Source organism: Pseudomonas sp. p106 (assembly GCF_003936645.1).
Taxonomy (GTDB): domain Bacteria; phylum Pseudomonadota; class Gammaproteobacteria; order Pseudomonadales; family Pseudomonadaceae; genus Aquipseudomonas; species Aquipseudomonas putida_E.
In genome coordinates this window covers 54,520-75,671 of sequence record NZ_RHQR01000006.1, presented here as the reverse complement: position 1 = coordinate 75,671, position 21,152 = coordinate 54,520, and the positions used below count along the sequence as shown (strand labels likewise).

The following is a 21,152-nucleotide window of genomic DNA, read 5'->3' as shown; positions in this document are numbered from 1 at the left end:
CGGCCCGACCCTATCAGTAAACGGATTTCGATTTGGGGGCGTATGCGCATTGCTTATTTCATCAATCAGTATCCCAAGGTCAGTCACAGCTTCATTCGTCGCGAAATTCTGGCGCTCGAACGTCAAGGCATGGAGGTTCAACGCATCGCCCTGCGCGGCTGGGACGCCGAGTTGCAGGACGATGAAGACATCGCCGAGCGGGGCAAGACCGGCTACGTGCTGCAAGGGGGCGTCAAGGGCCTGCTCAAACCGATGCTGCAGGTAGCGCGCGCCGAGCCGCGGCGTTTCATGTCAGCGTTGCGCCTGGCGTTGCGCATGGGGGTGCGCGCCGACCGACCCTGGCCCTATCACCTGGTCTACCTGGCGGAAGCCTGCCGTGTCGTGCAGTGGTTGCAAGGCGCTGCTGCTGAGCACGTGCACGCGCACTTTGGCACCAACTCCACCGAAGTGGTCATGCTGGCCAACGCGCTCGGTGGCCCCCGTTACAGTTTCACCGTGCATGGGCCCGAGGAGTTCGACAAGCCGCAATTCCTGCACATGGAAGAGAAGGTCCGCCGCGCAGCATTCGTCGCTGCGGTGAGCTCCTACGGGCGCAGCCAGTTGTTTCGCTGGGTGGCACATGAGCACTGGGTCAAGGTGAAGGTGGTGCATTGCGGCCTGGAGCGCAGTTTCCATGAAGGCTCTGCCATTGCGCCCCCGGCAACGCCGCGGCTGGTGTGCGTAGGGCGGCTGTGCGAGCAGAAGGGCCAGCTGCTACTGCTCGAAGCGGCCCGGATCCTGCTGGCCAAGGGCGTAGCGTTTGAACTGGTGCTGGCCGGCGACGGTGAAATGCGTGAGCAGATCGACGCGTTGATCGCCCGCCATGGCTTGCAGGCACAGGTGCGCGTCACTGGCTGGATCAGCAGCGCCCAGGTACGTGAAGAAATCCTGGCCGCCCGCGCACTGGTGCTGCCGAGTTTCGCCGAAGGGTTGCCAGTGGTCATCATGGAGGCCATGGCCCTGCGTCGGCCGGTATTGACTACCTATGTGGCCGGCATACCCGAGCTGGTTCGGCAGGGGGAAAACGGTTGGCTGTTCCCGGCAGGCGAAGTGCAGGAGTTGGCTGCGGCCATGGCCGACTGCCTGGCGCAGCCTGCCGAAGCCCTGCAGCGGATGGGGCAAGCGGCTTACGAGCGCGTGCTCCAGCGCCACGATATCGATACCGAAGCGGCCAGGCTGGTTCGCTATTTCAAGGCAATTGCATGATTACTTTATTGAGTTGGCTGCTGGGCATCGTGGCACTGCTTGTGCTTCTGCCGGTACTGGTGCTGTTGGTCCAGGTGCTGTTGGCCTGCCTGCCGGCGCGGCCGATGCCACAGCCCAAGGGCGCACGCCCACGGGTGGCGGTGTTGGTACCGGCGCATAACGAGGCGCTGGTCATCGAGTCGGCACTTGCGGCCATCGGCGCGCAATTGCGCGAGGGCGACCAGTTGCTGGTGGTGGCGGACAACTGCACCGACGATACCGCCGCACTGGCGCGTGCTGCCGGTGCGCAGGTGATCGAGCGCCAGGACGCGCACCTGCGGGGCAAGGGCTATGCGCTGGACTACGGTGTACGGCATCTGGCGCACAACCCGCCGCACGTGGTGCTGATCATCGACGCCGATTGCCAGGTCAGTGCCGGTGCCGTCGAGCGCTTGGCACACTGTTGCATCGAGGCCGGCCGGCCTGTGCAGTCCCTGTACCTGATGCATGCGCCTGCAGGCGCCGGGCTGAAAGTGCAGGTCGCCGAATTCGCCTGGCGCGTGAAGAATCTCGTGCGCCCGCGTGGATGGGCTCGGGCAGGCTTGCCGTGCCAGTTGATGGGGGCGGGCATGGCGTTCAGCTGGCAGGATGTGACCGCGGCCAACCTGGCGACCGGCCATCTGGTCGAAGACATCAAGCTGGGCCTGGAGCTGTGCCGCGATGGTAAACCGCCGCTGTTCTGCCCGGCTGCTACGGTCACCAGCCAGTTCCCGACCAGCCAGGAAGGCCTCACCAGCCAGCGCACCCGCTGGGAACATGGCCATCTGGGGCTGCTGCTGACGGAGGGCCCCGGTTTGATTCGCCGCTCGCTGGCGCAGGGTAACTGGCCTTTGCTGGCCATGGCCGTGGACCTGCTGGTACCGCCGCTGGCGTTGCTGGCATTGGCCATGATGGTGGTCTTCAGCGTGGCATGGCTGGCATTTCTGTTCTTCGGCATTTTACTGCCGGCAGTGCTTGCCACCGTCAACCTGGTGCTGTTGGTGGCCGCGGTATTGTTGGCCTGGTGGCGCTTCTCGCGTGAGGTGATCCCGTTTTCCGTATTGCTGTATGCCCCGTTCTACGCGGCGAAGAAGATTCCCCTGTACCTCGGTTTTCTGCTCAAGCGCCAGGTTGAATGGGTGCGCTCGAAACGGGATGACAACTGAATGGACGCATGGCCCTGGTTGCAACGCTGGAAGACAATCATCGGCAAGCTGCGCGTGGTCGATGACGCGGCTGATGAGCAGAAGGTGCTGCAGGCACTGAGCGCTCCGCGAACGGCAACGGTGCTCGGCTTCGTCAATGCCCATGCCATGAACCTGGTGGCTGCCAACCCCGACTATTGCACAGCGCTGGCGGCAGCGGACGTGCTGCTGCGCGACGGCTCCGGCATCGCGATACTGTATCGGCGCCTGGGGCTGGCGCCCGGGCTGAACATGAACGGCACCGACTTCATTCCCGAACTGCTCGCAGCTTACAACGGCAGGCGGGTAGCGTTCTGGGGCACCCAGGAGCCGTATCTGAGCCAGGCAGCCGAACAGGGTGAAGCGCTTTACGGGGTTAATGTCGTGTCGCTGCATGACGGTTTCGCCAGTATCGACACCTACATTGATCTGGCGCGGCAGCAGCAGCCGGAGCTGATCGTGCTGGGCATGGGCATGCCCAAGCAGGAGAACGTCGCGGCCCGCCTGGCTGAACTGGGCAGGCCCTGCCTGATCGTCTGCGGCGGAGCGATCCTGGACTTCATGGGCGGCAAGGTCACCCGGGCCCCGGACTGGTTACGCCGGTTGGGCGGCGAATGGGTGTACAGGCTGAGCAGGGAACCCAGGCGTCTGTTCGTGCGCTATGTGGTCGGCAACCCACTGTTCCTGCTGCGGGCGCTGCTGTGCAGCAAAGCGACCCTGCCAGAACCCTGAGCGAGGAGGATTCAGCCCCGCACGGGCTGCCGGGTACTGCTACAGTGATATCAAGCGGCGTGGGGTGGCGTGGCAGCTTTTTAATGATTTGGTATTGAACCTAAGGTTGGTTTTATCGCACGGGTGTAATGGCGACGCGTGGGTCACGCACATAAAAAGAGGCCTCATAATGGTATTCGAGCCTAGAAGCAGCCGTTCCTTGCTCCAGCGAAGAAGTAGCGTGAGTAACGCCATTCAAGCCGGCCTCGATGGCATAGCGGTCACCAGTGTCGCGTGGTATCTGATTTACGATCAGTTTGGTTATATTACTTCAGACTACGTCATCATGCTGCTGTTGCTGATCGGTGCGCTGGCCGTCATTTATGACCACTATGCCATTTATCGAAGTAACGTTGGCCTTTCCGTCAAAGCTTTCCGGCTGTTCAAGGCGTGGTCTGCGACGTTTTGTTTTCTGGTGGTTATCGCTTTTCTTACCAAACAAAGCGAAACGTATTCGCGGCTGTTGGTGGGGCAGTTGTTTATATTTGGTTACGCTGTGCAGTTGCTGTTGCATATTGTCGTGCGCGAACTGCAAAAGCGTTTTACTGCCCATGCTCGCCAGGACAACGCATTGATTATCGGTGGGGGCGACCTGGCCAACTTCCTCTACCAGAAAATAAGCAATAACCCCTGGTTCGGAGAGCGCGTGGTGGGTTGTGTGCTGATCGATGAACAGCTCGATGGGCAGGGCACTGCCGATGCAAAATTGCGCTTGCCTGTATTGGGCCGTATTGCCGACCTGGACGAGATCATCGCCAAGCAGGCTATCCGAACGGTGTACCTGGTGACGCCGCTCGGCGGCTCTGAGCTGATCAACGATGTCTACCTGAAACTTTTGGACAAGTGCATTGCGGTCAACTGGGTGCCCGACATTTTCTCGCTGCGCCTGATCAACCACAGCGTCCGTGAAATTGCCGGCATCCCGGTACTGACGTTGTCTGAAACCCCGCTCACGGGCATGAGCCTGTTCCTGAAGAACCTGGAAGACCGCGTGCTGGCCGCGTTCATTCTGCTGTGTGCGTCGCCGGTACTGCTGGTGGTCGCCGTCGTCATCAAGTTCGACAGCCCCGGGCCGGTGTTCTTCCGCCAGGAACGTACCGGGTGGACGGGGGAGTCTTTTCGCATCTGGAAGTTTCGCAGCATGCGCGTTCACCAACCCGACAGTGGCGTGGTCCAGCAGGCGCAAAAGAATGACCCCAGGCTGACCCGGGTCGGTGCCTTCATCCGACGCACCAGCCTGGATGAATTGCCGCAACTGTTCAATGTTCTGACCGGCGAGATGTCGCTGGTGGGCCCACGCCCGCATGCGTTGCAACACGACACACTGTACTCCCAGGACATCGTCGATTATTTCGCCCGCCACAACATCAAGCCCGGCATGACAGGCTTGGCGCAAGTACGTGGCTACCGGGGCGAAACCAAGGACATCGAACAGATGATCCAGCGGGTGAACTCGGACATCGAGTACATCAACAACTGGTCGCTCTGGCTCGATTTCGTGATTCTGGTACGAACGCTCAATGCCTTTACCGGCAAGCAGGCTTATTGAAGGCCGGTACTCGACCGCGCGCCATCCAGAGGGTCAGTGATCAATGAAAACCATGTCTCGGCTGGGCGGTGTTGCCTCGAGGGTAGTGAAGGCAGAGTGGCCGGTTCTGCTGTTATGGTCGTTTCTGCTGTCGCCGTTGTTTGTAAGGCTTTTGGCTGAGTGCAATTGCTCGAAAACGGATTTGCTGGTTATCTATACGTTTGCCATTTCAATGTTATGGCTGCTGGCCACGCGTTTCGTTTCAACCAATCAATTCAAGGTTCATCTTCTGTTGTTGCCATTTTATCTGGCGGCCAGCGTGGACCTGTTTCTGGTGCTGAACTTCGGTTCACGCTTGACGGCGGCCTATCTTTTTATCGGGCTGACCAATTACAAAGAGGCTACTGATTTCCTCAGTACCTACTGGCATTCGATCAGCGCGGTGCTGCTGGTATTCGTGCTGTGCTACGGCGTTGGGCTGGCAGGGTTGCACGGGCGCACGTTTTACAAGAACAAGGCAATTTTCGGTTTGACGATAAGTGCCTTGGTGTTGGGGTATGGCGCCTATTTTTATAAAACCGTAAAGCTCAACTCGCTGGGTAAGAGTGCAGTCCTGGACTTGGCTGCGAAGGACCAAAGTACCCCTGTGGGTTATTTGTCGCAAATCGGCTTGACGGTAACGTTGTATGCCGAGTCGAAGCGCTATATCAAACAGCGCCTGGAGTCCGAGGTAAAAATAACAGCAGTATCGGACGCCGCTGACGTGGAGACCCTCGTGTTCGTCATCGGCGAGTCTTCACGGCCACACAACTGGTCGCTGTATGGTTACCACCATTCCACCACGCCGAACCTTGACAAAGAGTCGGGGGTGTTCAAGTTCAACAGCATGTGCACCACGGCGCCGCATACGTCGGTCGCGGTGCCCTCGATGCTCAGCCTGGAGCCGATCGAGCACTGGGACCTGATCGCCTCGACCAAATCGCTGGTTGGCATCTACCGCGCCGCCGGCTACAAGACGTACTGGCTGTCTTCCCAGGAAGTCGACAGTTTTGGCGGGATCATTCCGCAAATTGCTGCCGAGGCCCAGAGCCGGCAGTACTTTGAGCGCAGCTACGACGGTGCATTGATGTCGGCCTACGAAAACATCGTCGAGCAAGGCGGCACGCAAAAACAGGCGATCTTTATTCATATCAAGGGCAGCCATTTCGATTACGCTCGCCGCTACCCACGCGAGTTCGGCACATTCAAGCCTGCGACCGACAGCGCGAAGGACCGGATCACCGCAGATTACGATAACTCCATCTTGTACACCGACTGGCTGTTGGGAAGGATCATCGATCAACTCAAAAGCAGCCAGCGCAAGGCGCTGTTGGTCTATTCGTCAGACCATGGCGAGAATTTGCTGGATGACAGCCGCGGCCTGCTAGGGCACGGTATGGGCAATGAGTATGACCTTTCGGTCGCGGCGTTTTTCTGGGCTTCAGGCAGCCTGCTGCAGCGGCAGGCGCAAACGCTGCAAAAGCTCAAGCAGCGGGAAGGGCAGACCGTCAGTATTTCTTCTCTCCCGCATACGTTGTTGAACATCACAGGCATTTCCATGCCGGGTTATGACAGCGCCCAAGACCTGTTGAGCGACAACTTTGTCTCGTCCAAATGCCCACATTTGCTGGCCGGTGAGTACGTTCCCTCGTTTGATTTCGATGTGAAACGCGTTGCAGTCGAATGACTACGCGGGTGTGCGGGTGGACGCGGTACGGGCTTGAACAGGGTGCTGCAGGAGGAAGCTTTTGGCCTCTTCCACCAGCCAGTCGTGTACCGCACGAGCGCCCGGCTGGTTCAGCCCGCCTGGCGGGTAATGCACTACATAGCGCTTGTGGTTGGCGATCGGCACACCGAAGGGCACGATCAGCGCACCCCGTTCCAGTTCATCATTGAGTAAGGTGCGACGGGCTATGGCCACGCCGATCCCGGCAATCGCCGCTTCTATCGTCAGGTGATTGCGGTTGAAGGTATGCCCCCGGCGCACATCCAGCCGTGGCGCACCAATGCCCTCCAGGTAGAACTCCCATTCGGCAAAGTCCGAACTGCCGCGCCAGGCAGTGATGTCGTGCAGCAGTGGATAGTGGGCAAGGTCCGCAGGCCCGTGCAGTGGCGGGCGGCCGCGCAGCAGGGCTGGCGAGCAGACGGGGAAGATCTGTTCGTCCAGCAGCGGGGTCGAGAGCATGCCCGGGTAGCTGCCATCATTCAGGTCAATGGCCAGGTCGAAGTCGCCCGGGTTCAACGCCTGCGCACTGTCTTCGGCCACCAGGCGCAATTCGATATCCGGATACCGCTGCTGGAAGCGCGGCAGGCGCGGTGTCAGCCACTTGGCCAGGAACGAGGGAATCGAGCGTACGCGCAAGGTGCCGCGGATCTCGCCGGCGTCCAGGCGCAGCAGTTCGGCTTCGATACTGCCGTAGGCCTCGGCCACGGTCTGCGCCAGGCGCTGCCCCTCGGCGCTCAGCTCTACCCCCCGCGCCCGGCGCAGGAACAGGCGGTAACCAAGGCGCTCCTCCAGCTGGCGCATCTGCTGGCTGACCGCACCGGGGGTGATGTGCAGTTCCTCGGCGCAGCGGGTGAAAGAGAGATGCCGTGCCGCACAGGAAAAAACATGCAGCCAGACGAACATCTGGCCGTTCATTTGTCGTCGCATTGTTTAGTTCTGCTAAAGCCTTGCTTAGAAAGTTTCGTTGGTCATCAACAGGTGAGCGCGGCAGTATCGCGCAAATCCGCAATAGCGTTCAATTTATCCAGACAGCCGCGTAACGGTGATACAGCCCGGCGCGGTCAGGCATTAGCATGGCTATCAGTGTTTTCGACCTTTTCAAAATCGGCATCGGCCCATCCAGTTCCCACACCGTCGGCCCCATGCGGGCAGCCGCCACCTTTGCCCAGGCATTGCGCACCCAGGGCTTGCTGGGCCAGGTAAGGCGTATCGAAGTGCGGCTTTATGGTTCGCTTTCCGCCACGGGTGTGGGCCATGCCACTGACCGCGCCTGCCTGCTCGGCCTGATGGGGCAGTGGCCGGACCGGATCGATCCGGCCACCATCGAGTCACGCATCGGCCAGGTGATGCAGGAGCAATGCCTGATGCTCGACGCCAGCCACCCGCTGACTTTCATCTATGCACGCGACATGCTGCTGCTGGAGGAAAACCTGGCGTACCACCCCAACGCCATGACCCTGGAGGCAATGGACGAGCAGGGCAGCCTGCTCAGCCAGACCTACTACTCCGTCGGTGGCGGCTTCATTGTCGAGCAGGGTGAAATCGACGCGCCCCAGAACCAGGCGGCTGCAGTCCCGCTGCCCTACGAATTCTCCAGTGCCGCCCAGTTGCTGGCGCTGTGCAAGGCCCACCAGTTGAGCGTTGCCCAGCTGATGCTGGCCAATGAATGCGCGTGGCGCCCTGAAGCCGAGGTGCGCGAAGGGCTGCTGCGGATATGGGCGGCGATGCGTGAATGCGTCGACAACGGCCTGCGCAATGAGGGCATCCTGCCTGGCGGTCTTGGCGTCAAGCGCCGCGCTGCACGTCTGCATCGCAGCCTGCAGGAACTGGGCAAACCCAATGTGATCGGCTCGACCCTGAGTGCCATGGAGTGGGTGAACCTGTTCGCCCTGGCGGTCAATGAAGAGAACGCCGCTGGCGGGCGCATGGTTACAGCGCCGACCAACGGCGCGGCGGGCATCATCCCCGCGGTGTTGCACTACTACATGAAATTCAACCCCGCTACCTGTGACGACGATGTGGTGGCGTTCCTGCTGGCCGCTGCCGCTGTCGGCATCCTGTGCAAGAAAAATGCATCGATCTCCGGTGCCGAGGTGGGTTGCCAGGGCGAGGTGGGGTCGGCGTGCTCGATGGCCGCGGCAGGCCTCGCCCAAGTGCTGGGCGCTACACCGCCGCAGTTGGAAAACGCCGCCGAAATTGCCCTGGAACACAACCTGGGCTTGACCTGTGACCCGGTCGCAGGCCTGGTCCAGGTGCCGTGTATCGAGCGCAATGCGATTGCCGCGGTCAAGGCGATCAATGCTGTGCAGATGGCCCTGCGCGGTGATGGCGAGCACTTCATCTCGCTTGATCGGGTAATCCGCACCATGCGCGATACCGGTGCCGACATGCATGCCAATTACAAGGAAACCTCGCGTGGTGGTTTGGCGGTGGCGTTCGTCGAGTGCTGAGTCAACCCAGCACCTCGCGCACCCGATACCACAGCATCCCCAACGCCAGCAGCGGCGAGCGCAACGCCTTGCCGCCCGGGAAGGTAAGGTGGGGTACGGCGCTGAAGACATCCAGCCCCTGGCTGTGCCCGGCAGCGATCCCTTCAGCCAGCAGTCTGGCCGTCCAGTGCGTCACATTCAGGCCATGCCCAGAGTAGCCCTGGGCGTAGTAGACATTCGGGTACTGGCTCAGCCGCCCGACCTGAGGGAAGCGGTTGGCGGTGATGCCGATCATCCCGCCCCATTGGTAATCGATGCGCACGTCGGCCAGTTGCGGGAACACCTTGAGCACCTTGGGCCGCATGTAGGCGGTGATGTCCTTCGGGTCGCGCCCTGAATAATGGCAGGCCCCGCCGAACAACAGCCGACGATCTGCGGTGAGGCGGTAGTAATCCAGGCCGACTTTCTGGTCGCACATCGCCATGTTTTGCGGGATAAGCGCCTTGGCCACGGCCTCGGGTAGTGGCTCGGTGGCCACCACGTAGCTGCCGGCAGGCAGCACTTTACCGCTCAGGCGTGGCTCCAGTTCGTCCAGGTGGGCATTGCAACCAAGCACCAGGCTTTGTGCCCTGACCTTGCCCCGAGCGGTGTGCAGGGTGACCGTGGTGCCATGCTCGATGCGCAGCACCGGGCTCTGCTCGAAAATGCGTACCCCCAGGCCATGGGCCGCGCGCGCTTCACCCTGGACCAGGTCGAGCGGGTGCAGATGGCCCGACCCCATGTCCACCAGCCCGCCGGCGTACTGATCGCTGGCAACGATCTCATGCAGTCGCTCAGGGCCGACCAGGCGCGTTTCATGGCCATAGCCAAGCTCCGCCAGCTCGCGCTGCTCGTCCTTGAACGCCGCGAACTGGGCAGGTGTATTGGCCAGTTCGCAGAAGCCCCAGCGCAGGTCGCAGGCAATGCCGTACTGCTCGATACGCCTGGCCACCAGGGCCACCGAGTCGATGCCGGCCTGTTTCAGGTAGCGCACGCCGTCCTGGCCGACATAGCGCGCAAAACCGCTGACGTCATGGCCGATGCCGCGGATCAACTGGCCTCCGTTGCGCCCGCTGGCGCCCCAGCCGACGCGCCGGCCTTCGAGCAGGATCACCGACAGGCCACGCTCGGCCAGTTCCAGCGCCGTATTGACCCCGGTCAGGCCACCGCCGACCACGCACACATCAGCGGTCAGTTCGCCGTCCAGGCTGGGGTAGGGCGCGGTATCACGCGCGGTAGCGGCGTAGTACGACGCAGTGTGTTGGGTGTCGAATGGCATGGCGCGCTCTCGGCTCAGCGGTTGGACTTGATCTTGCTCCAGGAGCGGGTCATGACCCGCATGATCTTCGGGCTCGGCGTGCTGGAAATGTACAGCTTGTCCAGCACCTCCTGGGGTGGGTAGATCTCGGGGTTGTTGACCAGCGACTCATCCATGTAGGCCTTGGCGTCGGGGTTGGCATTGGCATAGCCGACGGTGGCACTGACCTTGGCGATCACCTGTGGTTCGAGCAGGTAGTTGATGAAGGCCAGCGCCTGCTCGGGGTTGCTGGCGTCCTTGGGAATGGCCAGCAGGTCGAACCACAGGTTGCTGCCTTCCTTGGGGATGCTGTAGGCGATCTTCACGCCGTTTTTCGCCTCGACCGCGCGGTTGGCGGCCTGGAACACATCGCCGGAGTAGCCGAAGGCAATACAGATGTCGCCATTGGCCAGGTCCGAAACGTATTTGGACGAGTGGAAGTAGGTGATATAGGGGCGCAGTTCAAGCAGGTGCGCTTCGGCCTTGGCGTAGTCAGCCGGCTTTTCGCTGCGCGGGTCCATGCCCAGGTAATTGAGCATGGCCGGGAACAATTCGTCGGGCGAGTCCATGAAGGCCACCCCGCACTGCTTGAGTTTCTTCAGGTTCTCTGGCTCGAACAGCACCGCCCAGGAGTCGATACGCTCGATGCCCAGTGCAGCTTTGACCTTTTCAACGTTGTAGCCAATGCCGTTGGTGCCCCACAGGTACGGCACCGCGTACTGGTTGCCGGGGTCGTTCTGTTCAAGTTGCTTGAGCAGTTTCGGGTCCAGATGCTTCCAGTTCGGCAGCTTGCTGCGGTCCAGCGGCAGGAAGGCACCGGCCTGCGCCTGGCGGGCGAGGAAGTGGTTGGACGGCACGACCACATCGTAGCCGGTGCGCCCGGCAAGCAGCTTGCCCTCCAGGGTTTCGTTGGAGTCGAACACGTCATAGACCACCTTGATCCCGCTACTGGCCTGGAAGTCGGCCAGGGTGGTATCGCCAATGTAGTCGGTCCAGTTGTACACGCTGACCGTGGGCTGAGCCTGGGCGGCTGCACCGAACAGCAGGGTGAATGCTGCAGGAATCAGGGCTTGCAGATGACGCATGTCGACACCTCGTTGGTCTTGTTCTTTGAGTGGTGTGTGAGGGGCTGCACGGCAGCCCCCGCAGATCAGACGCTGAGCAGCAGGAATTCACGCTCCCACGAACTGATCACACGCTTGAAGTTTTCATGCTCGGCACGTTTGACCGCCACGTAGCCCTGGACGAACTGCTTGCCCAGGTAACGCTGTACGGTCTGGCAGTCCTCCATGTGCTGCAGCGCGTCCTCGATGGTGATCGGCAGGCGCAGGTTGCGCCGCTCATAGGCGCGGCCTTGCACTGGCGCACTGGGTTCGACCTTCTCGACCATGCCCAGGTAGCCGCACAGCAGGCTCGCGGCGATCGCCAGGTAGGGGTTGGCGTCGGCACCCGGCAGGCGGTTTTCCACGCGCATGGCGTCGGGGCTCGAGGTCGGCACGCGCAGGCCGGCGGTGCGGTTTTCCTCGCCCCATTCGACGTTGACTGGCGCCGAGGTGTCCGGCAGGAAGCGGCGGAAGGAGTTGACGTTCGGGGCAAACATCGGCAACAGCTTGGGGATGTACTTCTGCAGGCCGCCGATGTGGTGCAGGAACAGCGCGCTCATGCTGCCATCGTCGTTGGCGAACACCGGCTTGCCGCTGGCGATGTCGACCACGCTCTGGTGCAGGTGCATGGCACTGCCCGGTTCATCGGTGATCGGCTTGGCCATGAAGGTGGCCGTCACGTTGTGCTTGAGCGCCGCCTCACGCATCGTGCGCTTGAACACGGTGATCTGGTCGGCCAGGTCCAGCGCATCGCCATGGCGGAAATTGATCTCCATCTGCGCCGGGCCGTCTTCGTGGATCAGCGTGTCGAGGTCCAGGCCTTGCAGTTCGCACCAGTCATAGACGTCTTCGAACAAAGGGTCGAATTCGTTGGCGGCATCGATGGAAAACGACTGGCGCCCGCTTTCGGCGCGGCCGGAGCGGCCCAGTGGCACTTGCAGTGGCAAGTCCGGGTCTTCGCAACGCTTGGTCAGGTAGAACTCCATCTCCGGAGCGACGATCGGCCGCCAGCCCTTGTCGGCATAGAGCTTGAGCACCTTCTTCAGCACGTTGCGCGGCGACAGTTCGATGGGGTTACCCTGTTTGTCGAAGGTGTCGTGGATCACGATGGCGGTCGGTTCGATGGCCCAGGGGATCTGATACACCGCAGTCGGGTCGGGGCGGCAGACCATGTCGATGTCAGCGGCATCGAGCAGGCTGTAGTAGATGTCATCGTCGACGTAGTCGCCGGTGACGGTCTGCAGCAGCACGCTCTCGGGCAGGCGCATGCCACGCTCATGGAGGAACTTGGCGGTCGGTGCGATCTTGCCGCGGGCGATGCCGGTCAGGTCGCTGATCACGCATTCGACTTCGGTGATCCGGTGTTCTTTCAGCCAGGTGGAAAGCTGATCGAAGGGGGCGTTCATACAGACCTCTTGGTTGGGTTTTTGTGGCACTGGTGTGCAGGAGCCTTCCCACATGCCGTGCTGAGGGCTATCTTGGGCGCAGCCCCCAGGGGCAATCTATCCACTTTCTTCGGCAATGAATGCACCAAAAGAGTGCAATTAGGACGCAGCGTGACAACGCCCAATGCCTTGCAGGTCCAGGCCTTCCACACCACCGATGTGACCGAACAGGTGCGCGCCACCCCCGGTTGGCAGCAGCAGTACCGGCAGATGTCGCCCGGCCACTTCAGCGGCCAGTTGCGTTGCCTGGGCCTGGATGGCGTGCAGGTGTACGAAGAGCGCCTGAACACCCGGGTCGAGCAGTTTTTCCGTGCCCCCAGCGGCGCGTTGGCATTTTGCTTCGACCGCAGCGAAAACAGCCTGTACCTGCTCAACGAACAGAGCCGCAATATCTGGATCACACCGGAGAACTACCAGGAGGTGGCGGTGGTGTTCGACCAGGCCTTCCTGGCCAGCCACGGCCTCGACCCGCAGCGCCTTGACGGCTTGTTCATGGTGCCGCTGGGCAGCGGCCAGAATGCGCTGTTCGGCAGCTGGCTCAGCGCTACCCTGACGCGACTGGGGCAAGCCGATTGCCCACTTGCGGGGCAAGCGTTGGCCGAACAGTTGCTGGAAGACTGCCTGTTCATCCTGGATAACGCCTGCCAGCAGCTGCAGGGCGGAGCGCTGGGGCGGCGGGGAGAGGAGCGGGCGATCATGCAGCGGGTCAGTGAGTGGGCTGCCGACTGCCCCGAAGAAACCCTTAACCTGCTGGAGTTGGCAGACGTTGCCGGCGTTTCCCTGCGCCAGCTGCAGCAGGCATTCAAGGCGTTTACCGGCATGCCGCCGGCCCATTGGCTGCGGCTTCGCCGGCTCAATGGGGCGCGGCGCGACCTGTTGCGCGGTGGCGAGGTGACGGTTGCCGAAGTGGCCATGCGCTGGTCGTTCTGGCATTTGGGGCGCTTTTCCGAAAGCTATCGGCAGTTGTTCCGGGAACTGCCCAGCGAGACGCTCAAGCGGGGCCGGCCGGTTCGCGGTTAAACCCAGCATTGCTTCGGGAAAGTTGCTATCGTGCCCGGCAGTGTTCACCCGAGGTCCCGATGTTCTACCTGCCTTTGCCCAGCGACCAGGCCGAGCGCCTCGCCAGCGCCCCCCCAGCCACCGACTTTTTCCCTGGCGCCAGCGTGCTGCAGGCGGCCGCCGTGCTGTTCGTGCAGAACCTGCCGCGCCAGCCTGCCAGCGTTTCGGCTGACGCACAGGAACGCCGCTTCGCTGAAATCGTGCGTATTGCCAATGAGGTCGAAACGGCGGCGCCTGGCCGTTTTCAGGGCCAGGTAGCGCAGCATTTCGACCGCGAGGCGTTTGCCATGGGGCTCGGCATGCTGGGTGAGAACGGCGTCGCGCTGGTATCACCCGAAGTCGACTACCCGGCAGAAGAATTTCAGGACGCCGAAGGCCAGTGGAACTTCCAGTTCGCCGACAGCTACCGGCAGCGGGTCACGCCGTTGCACCCGGTGTACCTGCCGTCGTTGGCCAGCGACCTCATGCTCAGCGACCAGCAGAACCGCCTGCTGCGCGAGTTCTTGTCCGGGGTGGACGAGTCGGTGGCGGTGCAGGGGTTCGCCGGTACCGGCAAAACCTTCCTGATCCACCAGTTCGCGCGCCTGCTCGACCCGCAACGCACCTTGCTGCTGGCCCTCACCGAAGGCCAGCTCAGGGCACTGCGGGCGCGGGTCAAGGATGCTGAGGCGTACACGGCGATGACCTTTGGCCAACTGGCCGACGAGATTCTCAACCGTGACCTCACCAGTAACGGTTGGCGCCTGCGCGACCCGTACCGGACCAAGTTGTCGTGGCGCCCGCAGGAGGCACAGGTGGTGAAATGGCTGGCCATCCCCGATATCGGCCCCTTGGCCGCTCGGGATGTGGTCGCCCTGTGTATCAAGGCCGTGCGCAGCTTCTGCCGCAGTGGCGACAGCCAGTTGCAGCTGCATCACTTGCCCTGGGCCGGCCCGGGGACCTCGCCGCTGGATCAGGAAGTGCTGCTGGAAAAGGCCAGGTTGTACTGGCAGGAACTGATCCGCCCATCGTCGCGCGAGATCCAGTTGCCGGTGCGCGATTACCATCGGGTCAAACTGTTGTCGCTGACGGCCGAACTGATCGACAGCCGCTATACCCATGTGATCGTCGATGAAGCCCACGAGTTGTCCGCACCCATGGTCGCCGTGCTGGACCGCAGCCCGCAATCTGTCATTGCCCTGGGCGATGAGCTGCAGAACCTCAATGGCTTGAGCCCGCACCATGGCGGCTTCATCCGCCAGCGTTACATCGACCATTCATTACGCGCAGGGCCTGCCATGGACAGCGTACTCAACCCGTTGATCCAGGCCCACCCGGCGGCCATCCAGGCAGCCTTCAGCGGCAGTGCCGAGCATTACACGCGGGTCAGTTTCTTCGATGCTGTGACGGTACCCGAGCAGCCCACCGCGTTGATCGTCGATGACGAGTGGGGGTTGTTCGGTTGGTTCCAGCGCCTGACCCACCAGGGTGTGCCGTTCGTGCTGCTGCAAAGCGCACGCAAGGATTTCGAGCTGTTCGTCGAGGATTGCATCGAGTTGTACCGCTATGGCACGCGGCCGCGTCACCCGATGCTGTTCCGATACCCAAGCTGGCAGGCCCTTGAGCAAGACAAGGGGGACGACAAGGCGTTCGTTGCCGTGGCCAATATGCTGCGCAAGGGCTACACCCCGGAGCACTTTGCCAAGGCCAAGAGCCGCTACCGCTGGGACAAGGCGCCCAAGCTGTTCCTTGGCCGTGTACGCGATGTGAAGAACATGGAGTTCGCCCGGGTAATGGTCTCGCCGGAGCTGATGGTTGCGCCGGTAACGGCCGGCAACCGCAACGAGCGGGCACGGATGCTGGCCGGGCTGTACACCGCATGTTCGCGGGCGCGGCACGAGCTGATCGTGCCAGGGGGGATGCTGGACTGGGTCAAGGACCAGGTTCGCGATTGAGCGTGCCGGGGCTGCAAAGCAGCCCCGGCTCACGAAATCAGTTGCGATCCAGCCACACGGTTTGCGCGTTGGTGAACTCGCGCACGCCAAAATGCGACAGCTCACGCCCGAAGCCACTCTTTTTCACCCCACCAAAGGCCACGCGGGGGTCAGAAGCGCAATAGCCGTTGATGAACACCCCACCGGTGTCCAGCGCTGCCGTCATGCGCTCGGCCAGGGCATAGTCTGCGGTGTAGATGGTCGATGCCAGGCCGAATTCGCTGTCGTTGGCCAGCTCCACCGCATGTTCGGCATCGCGGGCAGTGATGATCGCAGCCACGGGGCCGAACAGCTCCTGCTTGAACGCGGTCATGTCCGGGGTGACGTTGGCGAACACGGTCGGTGCGTAGAAGTTGCCCACGCCTTCGACCTTGTTGCCGCCCAACAGCAAGGTGGCGCCCTCGGCGAGGGTCGCCTGGACCTGGCCATCGAGCTCGTCGCGCAGGTCGTAGCGCGCCATCGGGCCGATGTAGGTGTCATCTTCCAGCGGGTTGCCGACCTTCAACTGGCGTGTCGCCTCGACGAACTTGCGCGTGAATGCCTCGACGATGCTCTCTTCTACGATCAAGCGCTTGGCCGCGGCGCAGACCTGCCCGGTGTTCTGGTAGCGGCCAACCACGGCGGCTTTCACCGCAGCATCCAGGTCGGCGTCGGCCAGCACGATGAACGGGTCGGAACCACCCAGCTCGAGCACGCATTTCTTCAGCGCGGCACCGGCCTGAGCGCCGATCGCCATGCCGGCACGCACGCTGCCGGTCAACGTCACGGCAGCGATGCGCGGGTCGTTGATGGCGCGGGTGACGCCGTCCGGGGTCACGTTGAGTACCTCGAACACGCCTTCGGGCAAGCCGGCATCCTTGAACAGGTCGCCCATCAGATAGGCGCTGCCCATGACGTTCGGCGCATGCTTGAGCACATAGGTGTTGCCGGCCAGGATCGCCGGTACGGCGCCACGCAGCACCTGCCAGATCGGGAAATTCCACGGCATCACGGCCAGGATCGCGCCCAGCGGGCGGTATTCGATACGCGCTTTTTCGACCTGGGTCGGCTCAGCCGCAAGCATCGCCGGGCCGTGCTCGGCGTACCAGCGGCACAGGCCGACGCACTTGCTCACTTCACCTCGGGCCTGGCTGATCGGCTTGCCGATTTCGCGGCTGATCATCTGCGCGAAGGTTTCGGCCTTGGCCTCAAGGGTGTCGGCCAGGGCAAGCAGGTACTCGCTGCGCTGACCCAGCGACACCTGGCGCCACTGGCGATAGCCAGCCTTGGCACGTTGCAGCGCCGCTTCCAGTGCGGCGTCGGTGTCGAAAGGGTAGCTGCCGATCTGCTCGCCGCTGTGCGGGTCGATGGAGATGGCGTGGGTCAGGCTGCTGATCTGGCTCATGGCTGCACACTCGTTGTTGTTCATCAGTGAGGCCAGACTAGTGGGCTAGGGGTTTAATGAAAACTGAATAATAATGAGCGAAACATTCACGTTTGGAGAATGACTGTGGATCTGGTGCAATTGGAGATCTTCAAGGCAGTGGCCGAACAGGGCAGCATCAGCGCCGCCGCCCAGCACATCCATCGGGTGCCGTCTAACCTGACCACGCGCATCAAGCAGCTGGAGGAAGACCTGGGTGTCGAGTTGTTCATCCGTGAAAAAAGCCGCCTGCGCCTGTCGCCGGCTGGCTGGAACTTCCTCGAATACACCCGGCGCATCCTCGACCTGGTGCACGAGGCCCGGTTGACGGTGGCGGGCGAAGACCCGCAAGGCACCTTCGCCCTGGGTTCGCTGGAGAGCACCGCAGCCGTGCGTATACCGGCATTGCTGGCCGCCTATAACCAGCGCTACCCGAAAGTCGACCTGGACCTTTCCACCGGGCCGTCGGGGACCATGCTTGAAGGTGTGCTGTCCGGGCGCCTGGTGGCAGCATTCGTCGATGGCCCGTTGTTGCACCCCACGCTCGAAGGCATGCCGGTATTCGAGGAGGAGATGGTGATCATCTCGCCGCTCAACCATGCCCCGGTAACCCGTGCGCAGGACGTCAACGGTGCGAGTATCTACGCCTTCCGTGCCAACTGCTCGTACCGCCATCATTTCGAGAACTGGTTCGTCCAGGACCAGGCGGTACCAGGCAAGATCCATGAAATGGAGTCCTACCACGGCATGCTCGCCTGCGTCAGCGCAGGTGCCGGCCTGGCCATGTTGCCACGCAGCATGCTCGACAACATGCCCGGCTGCACCACGGTTAGCGCCTGGCCCATGTCGGAGGATTTTCGCTACCTCAAGACCTGGCTGGTGTGGCGCCGCGGTACCGTGTCGCGCAGCTTGAGCATGTTCGTTAAGCTGCTTGAGGAGCGGCGCGCTGGCTCGGACCGTACTGAACATTAGCCATTGGTGGCAATTCACTTCCAACTTTCTGATTAATTGGACAATAATCAGAAAAGTATTACCTCGTGTGACCGGTTGGATGCACCGGCCACCGTAAAAATCGAGGGGCAAAAGCCCCCGCTTGCCCGTGTTGACCATCAGGAGATGTCATCGATGAAAACCCGTCTTGCCACTATGCTGGCAGCCGCCGCATTGGCCGTTGCCGGGGCCAATCTGGCCCAGGCCGCGCAGGTGTCCGGCGCCGTGGGCGCCACCAGCCAGGGCGACATGACTTACCGTGTAGGCCTGGCCTTCGACTGGGACAAAAAATGGCTGCAAAGCAGCACCGGCTTCGTGACCGGTTATTGGGATGCGGCCTACACCTACTGGGAAGGTGGCGAGGCCAGCGGTGCTCACTCGCTGTCGTTCAGCCCGGTGTTCACCTACGAGTTCAGCGGCTTCACCTACACCCCGTACATCGAGGCAGGCATCGGCCTGGCAGCATTTTCCAAGACCGATGTCGGCGATCAACACCTGGGTTCGTCAGTCAATTTCGAGGACCGCATCGGTTTCGGCCTGAAGTTGCCGGGCGAGCAGAAAGTCGGCATCCGTGCCATGCACTACTCCAACGCCGGTATCAAACAGCCGAACGACGGCATCGAATCCTACTCGCTGTTCTACAGCAAGGCGTTCTGAAACGGCGGGCCGCGCCAGCGGCCCCGGCCATTCAGAAGGTGTACGAAACCCCGGCTTGCACCGTGCGCGGTGCACCTGGGTACACGTAAGTGTTGAACGCCCCTTCGTCATAGCCCTTGTTGAACACGTTCTTCACGTCCAGGTTCAGCCGTACATGCTCGTTGACCTTGTAGAAGCTGTGCAGGTCGACCACGCTGTAGCTCGCCATGGTGTAGGTCGTCGCGGCGGTCTGCCCGGCACGGTCATCGATGTACTTCACCCCAACCCCCAGCCCCAGGCCCTTGGCCAGTCCATCCTGAAACTCGTAGGTGTTCAGCAGGCTGAAGCTGTTGCGCGGGATGTTCGCCAGGCGCGTGCCGCTGGGCACGGTGTTGTCCTGGGTGACCTCGGCGTCGACATAGGCATAGCCACCGATCACACGCCACTCAGGGGTGAGGTTGCCGGCAATGTTGATGTCCAGCCCGCGGCTGCGCACCTCGCCGGCGGCGATGCTGTAGGTACCAGAAGGGTCATTGGGGTCGCGGGTCAGCACGTTTTCCTTGACGATGTGGTAGACAGCCGCGTCGATGCTTAGCTGGCGATCGGGCGCTTCCCACTTCACACCCAACTCATACGACTTGCCTTTCTCAGGGTCGAAACCACTGCCTTGCAGGCTGGCGCCACTGTTGGGTTTGAACGAGCGCGCGGTGTTGGCGTACACGGCAAGCGTGTCGGTGATGTCATACAGCAGGCCGAAACGAGGGGTGACGCCGTTTTCGCCCTTGCTGAAGTCACCAGCATTGTTCAGCTTGTTGTCGTAGTCATGCTCGTAACGCTCGAAGCGCACCCCGGCCAGTGCCTTCAGACGCTCGGTCAGGGCGACCTGGTCCTGGATGAAGGCGGCCCAGGTCTTGAGGTTTTCCTTGTCGTGGGTAGTCGTGCGGGTCAGGGCAGGGCGCGGCTGGCCCAGCACCGGGTCGAAGATGTCGATCGGATAGGCGCCGGCACCGGCGGCCGAGCGTTGAATGATCGAGCTGTAGTCGTAGTCTTCATATTCGATACCGGTCAGCAGGGTGTGGGCGAAGCCACCTGTGTCGAAGTGTCCGGTCAGGTTGAGCTGGTAGTCGCGGTCGGTCCATTCGAGCTTGCGGTAGTTGAAGTTGCGGCCAAGGGTTTGGCCATCAGCCTGCAACGCATTGGCTTCCACGGCGTTGCCCTTGAGTGAGCCGTCCAGCCACTGCATGCCGCCACCCAAGGTCCAGTCTTCGCTGAGCGCGTGCTCGAAGCGCAACTGCGCCATGTTGTTGTCGTTGTGCAGCAGGTTGTCGCTGCCTTTTTCCCAGATATTGGTGTCACGCGAGGCGGTGCCGCGCTGGCCGGGCAGGCGGGTAAGGCCCCGGTCCAGCGGGTGGTTGTTGCGCATGAAGTCGCCCTCGAAGACGATCTTCGTGGCGTCATTGACCTGCCAGCTCAGCACGGGCGCAACGTCATAGCGTTCGCTCTCGACATCGTCGCGGAAGCTATCACCACCTTCACCCAGCACGTTCAGGCGGTAGGCGAGCGAGCCATCTTCATTGAGCGGCCCCGTGGCATCGAGCGTTGCCCGGTGCATGCCCTGGTCGTCGAGCTGGCTGCCAAGCGTTACCTTGGGATCGGCCAGTGGCTGCTTGCTGACCACGTTGAAGGTCCCGCCCGGGTCGCCACGGCCATAGAGGCTGGTGGCCGGGCCGCGGATCACTTCCAGCCGCTCGACGCTGTTGGCATCGGGGGCGTTGGGGTAGCCACGGTTGATCGGGAAGCCATTGCGGTAGAACTCGCCCGTGGTGAAACCGCGCACCGTGAAAGTGGTCAGGCCCTGGCCGCCAAAGTTGTTGGCGCGGCCAACGCCGCCTGCGTAGTCAAGGCCGTCCTGCAGCCGCGTGGCGCCGGTGTCTTCGAGTACATCCTTGGGTACGACGCTAATCGACTGCGGTATTTCGTGCAGCGCGGTGTCTGTGCGCGTGGCACTGGCCGAACGACTGGCTTTGTAGCCCTCGACCGGTCCATCGGCGCGTTCGCTGTCGGCGGTACCGTTAATGTTCAAGGCCTGGAGTTCGATCTGGGCGGGGTTACCGAGTGATTCGGACTCGGCGAAAGCCAACGGGGAGACAGCATGTAGTACACAAAGCGAAACGAACGTGCGACGCATCGACGGTACGATCCTGAAGTAGGGCGCTAGGAAGGGGACTGATACGTCGCGAAAGTACTACGAATCATTATCAAATGCAT

16 protein-coding genes are annotated in these 21,152 nt (G+C 62.0%); 10 read left to right on the top strand and 6 right to left on the bottom strand.

The features are described 5' to 3' along the window. Positions 1 to 42 precede the first annotated feature (42 nt). The 5 genes from EGJ09_RS09715 to EGJ09_RS09695 all read left to right on the top strand — a co-directional run bounded on the left by EGJ09_RS09715 (position 43) and on the right by EGJ09_RS09695 (position 6,472). The gene (locus EGJ09_RS09715; protein ID WP_125923703.1) at positions 43 to 1,245 is read left to right on the top strand and encodes a glycosyltransferase; all 1,203 of its coding nucleotides are present in this window, start codon (positions 43 to 45) and stop codon (positions 1,243 to 1,245) included. Further along, entirely contained in the window at positions 1,242 to 2,429 is a 1,188-nt protein-coding gene (locus tag EGJ09_RS09710; protein ID WP_125923702.1) for a glycosyltransferase family 2 protein, read from the top strand. Before EGJ09_RS09715 ends, EGJ09_RS09710 begins: the two co-directional genes overlap by 4 nt. Further along, positions 2,430 to 3,179 (top strand): WecB/TagA/CpsF family glycosyltransferase, encoded by a 750-nt coding sequence (locus EGJ09_RS09705; protein ID WP_046786000.1) that lies wholly within the window; start codon positions 2,430 to 2,432, stop codon positions 3,177 to 3,179. A 169-nt stretch (positions 3,180 to 3,348) separates the two neighbouring features. Next, a complete protein-coding gene (locus tag EGJ09_RS09700; protein ID WP_115274623.1) occupies positions 3,349 to 4,767 on the top strand; it encodes an undecaprenyl-phosphate glucose phosphotransferase in 1,419 nt (472 codons plus the stop codon). 43 nt (positions 4,768 to 4,810) lie between these two features. Further along, positions 4,811 to 6,472 carry a phosphoethanolamine transferase gene (locus EGJ09_RS09695; protein WP_115274624.1) on the top strand — a complete coding sequence of 554 codons (1,662 nt, stop codon included), beginning with the start codon at positions 4,811 to 4,813 and terminating at the stop codon, positions 6,470 to 6,472. Here EGJ09_RS09695 and EGJ09_RS09690 read toward each other — a convergent pair whose 3' ends face one another. Continuing rightward, on the bottom strand, positions 6,473 to 7,438 hold the full coding sequence (locus tag EGJ09_RS09690) for a LysR substrate-binding domain-containing protein (RefSeq protein ID WP_046786003.1): 966 nt from the start codon (positions 7,436 to 7,438) through the stop codon (positions 6,473 to 6,475). Positions 7,439 to 7,584: 146 nt separating this feature from the next. Between EGJ09_RS09690 and EGJ09_RS09685 the strand changes: the two genes are divergently transcribed. After that, on the top strand, positions 7,585 to 8,961 hold the full coding sequence (locus EGJ09_RS09685) for an L-serine ammonia-lyase (protein WP_115274625.1): 1,377 nt from the start codon (positions 7,585 to 7,587) through the stop codon (positions 8,959 to 8,961). 1 nt (position 8,962) lies between these two features. Here the strand turns inward: EGJ09_RS09685 and EGJ09_RS09680 are convergent, their stop codons facing one another. From EGJ09_RS09680 to EGJ09_RS09670, 3 genes are all read right to left on the bottom strand, one after another. Then, positions 8,963 to 10,258, bottom strand: coding sequence for an FAD-binding oxidoreductase (locus EGJ09_RS09680; protein ID WP_125923701.1), 1,296 nt, complete (start codon positions 10,256 to 10,258; stop codon positions 8,963 to 8,965). A gap of 14 nt (positions 10,259 to 10,272) precedes the next feature. Continuing rightward, positions 10,273 to 11,361 (bottom strand): polyamine ABC transporter substrate-binding protein, encoded by a 1,089-nt coding sequence (locus EGJ09_RS09675; RefSeq protein ID WP_046786006.1) that lies wholly within the window; start codon positions 11,359 to 11,361, stop codon positions 10,273 to 10,275. A gap of 65 nt (positions 11,362 to 11,426) precedes the next feature. After that, complete coding sequence (locus EGJ09_RS09670) at positions 11,427 to 12,785, bottom strand: glutamine synthetase family protein (protein ID WP_046786007.1); 1,359 nt, start codon at positions 12,783 to 12,785, stop codon at positions 11,427 to 11,429. A 150-nt stretch (positions 12,786 to 12,935) separates the two neighbouring features. Here EGJ09_RS09670 and EGJ09_RS09665 point away from each other — a divergent pair, with 150 nt between their 5' ends. After that, positions 12,936 to 13,844 carry a helix-turn-helix domain-containing protein gene (locus tag EGJ09_RS09665; protein WP_125923700.1) on the top strand — a complete coding sequence of 303 codons (909 nt, stop codon included), beginning with the start codon at positions 12,936 to 12,938 and terminating at the stop codon, positions 13,842 to 13,844. A gap of 59 nt (positions 13,845 to 13,903) precedes the next feature. After that, positions 13,904 to 15,817 carry an AAA family ATPase gene (locus tag EGJ09_RS09660; RefSeq protein ID WP_125923699.1) on the top strand — a complete coding sequence of 638 codons (1,914 nt, stop codon included), beginning with the start codon at positions 13,904 to 13,906 and terminating at the stop codon, positions 15,815 to 15,817. 37 nt (positions 15,818 to 15,854) lie between these two features. On the opposite strand, the gene EGJ09_RS09655 is transcribed toward EGJ09_RS09660, so the two are convergent. Continuing rightward, positions 15,855 to 17,240, bottom strand: coding sequence for an aldehyde dehydrogenase family protein (locus EGJ09_RS09655; protein ID WP_125923698.1), 1,386 nt, complete (start codon positions 17,238 to 17,240; stop codon positions 15,855 to 15,857). 105 nt (positions 17,241 to 17,345) lie between these two features. On the opposite strand from EGJ09_RS09655, the gene EGJ09_RS09650 reads away from it, so the two are divergent. Further along, on the top strand, positions 17,346 to 18,230 hold the full coding sequence (locus EGJ09_RS09650) for a LysR family transcriptional regulator (RefSeq protein ID WP_046786398.1): 885 nt from the start codon (positions 17,346 to 17,348) through the stop codon (positions 18,228 to 18,230). Between the two features lie 153 nt (positions 18,231 to 18,383). Continuing rightward, entirely contained in the window at positions 18,384 to 18,905 is a 522-nt protein-coding gene (locus EGJ09_RS09645) for an acyloxyacyl hydrolase (protein ID WP_125923697.1), read from the top strand. A gap of 31 nt (positions 18,906 to 18,936) precedes the next feature. On the opposite strand, the gene EGJ09_RS09640 is transcribed toward EGJ09_RS09645, so the two are convergent. Beyond that, positions 18,937 to 21,072, bottom strand: coding sequence for a TonB-dependent siderophore receptor (locus EGJ09_RS09640; RefSeq protein ID WP_125923696.1), 2,136 nt, complete (start codon positions 21,070 to 21,072; stop codon positions 18,937 to 18,939). Positions 21,073 to 21,152: the final 80 nt, after the last annotated feature.

Bases quoted from the DNA above. Each gene is read 5' to 3' on its own strand.
- EGJ09_RS09685 (WP_115274625.1), top strand. From the start codon at position 7,585: ATGGCTATCAGTGTTTTCGACCTTTTCAAAATCGGCATCGGCCCATCC.
- EGJ09_RS09705 (WP_046786000.1), top strand. From the start codon at position 2,430: ATGGACGCATGGCCCTGGTTGCAACGCTGGAAGACAATCATCGGCAAG.
- EGJ09_RS09640 (WP_125923696.1), bottom strand. From the start codon at position 21,072: ATGCGTCGCACGTTCGTTTCGCTTTGTGTACTACATGCTGTCTCCCCG.
- EGJ09_RS09660 (WP_125923699.1), top strand. From the start codon at position 13,904: ATGTTCTACCTGCCTTTGCCCAGCGACCAGGCCGAGCGCCTCGCCAGC.
- EGJ09_RS09675 (WP_046786006.1), bottom strand. From the start codon at position 11,361: ATGCGTCATCTGCAAGCCCTGATTCCTGCAGCATTCACCCTGCTGTTC.
- EGJ09_RS09680 (WP_125923701.1), bottom strand. From the start codon at position 10,258: ATGCCATTCGACACCCAACACACTGCGTCGTACTACGCCGCTACCGCG.
- EGJ09_RS09700 (WP_115274623.1), top strand. From the start codon at position 3,349: ATGGTATTCGAGCCTAGAAGCAGCCGTTCCTTGCTCCAGCGAAGAAGT.
- EGJ09_RS09690 (WP_046786003.1), bottom strand. From the start codon at position 7,438: ATGCGACGACAAATGAACGGCCAGATGTTCGTCTGGCTGCATGTTTTT.
- EGJ09_RS09695 (WP_115274624.1), top strand. From the start codon at position 4,811: ATGAAAACCATGTCTCGGCTGGGCGGTGTTGCCTCGAGGGTAGTGAAG.
- EGJ09_RS09655 (WP_125923698.1), bottom strand. From the start codon at position 17,240: ATGAGCCAGATCAGCAGCCTGACCCACGCCATCTCCATCGACCCGCAC.
- EGJ09_RS09710 (WP_125923702.1), top strand. From the start codon at position 1,242: ATGATTACTTTATTGAGTTGGCTGCTGGGCATCGTGGCACTGCTTGTG.
- EGJ09_RS09715 (WP_125923703.1), top strand. From the start codon at position 43: ATGCGCATTGCTTATTTCATCAATCAGTATCCCAAGGTCAGTCACAGC.
- EGJ09_RS09645 (WP_125923697.1), top strand. From the start codon at position 18,384: ATGAAAACCCGTCTTGCCACTATGCTGGCAGCCGCCGCATTGGCCGTT.
- EGJ09_RS09670 (WP_046786007.1), bottom strand. From the start codon at position 12,785: ATGAACGCCCCCTTCGATCAGCTTTCCACCTGGCTGAAAGAACACCGG.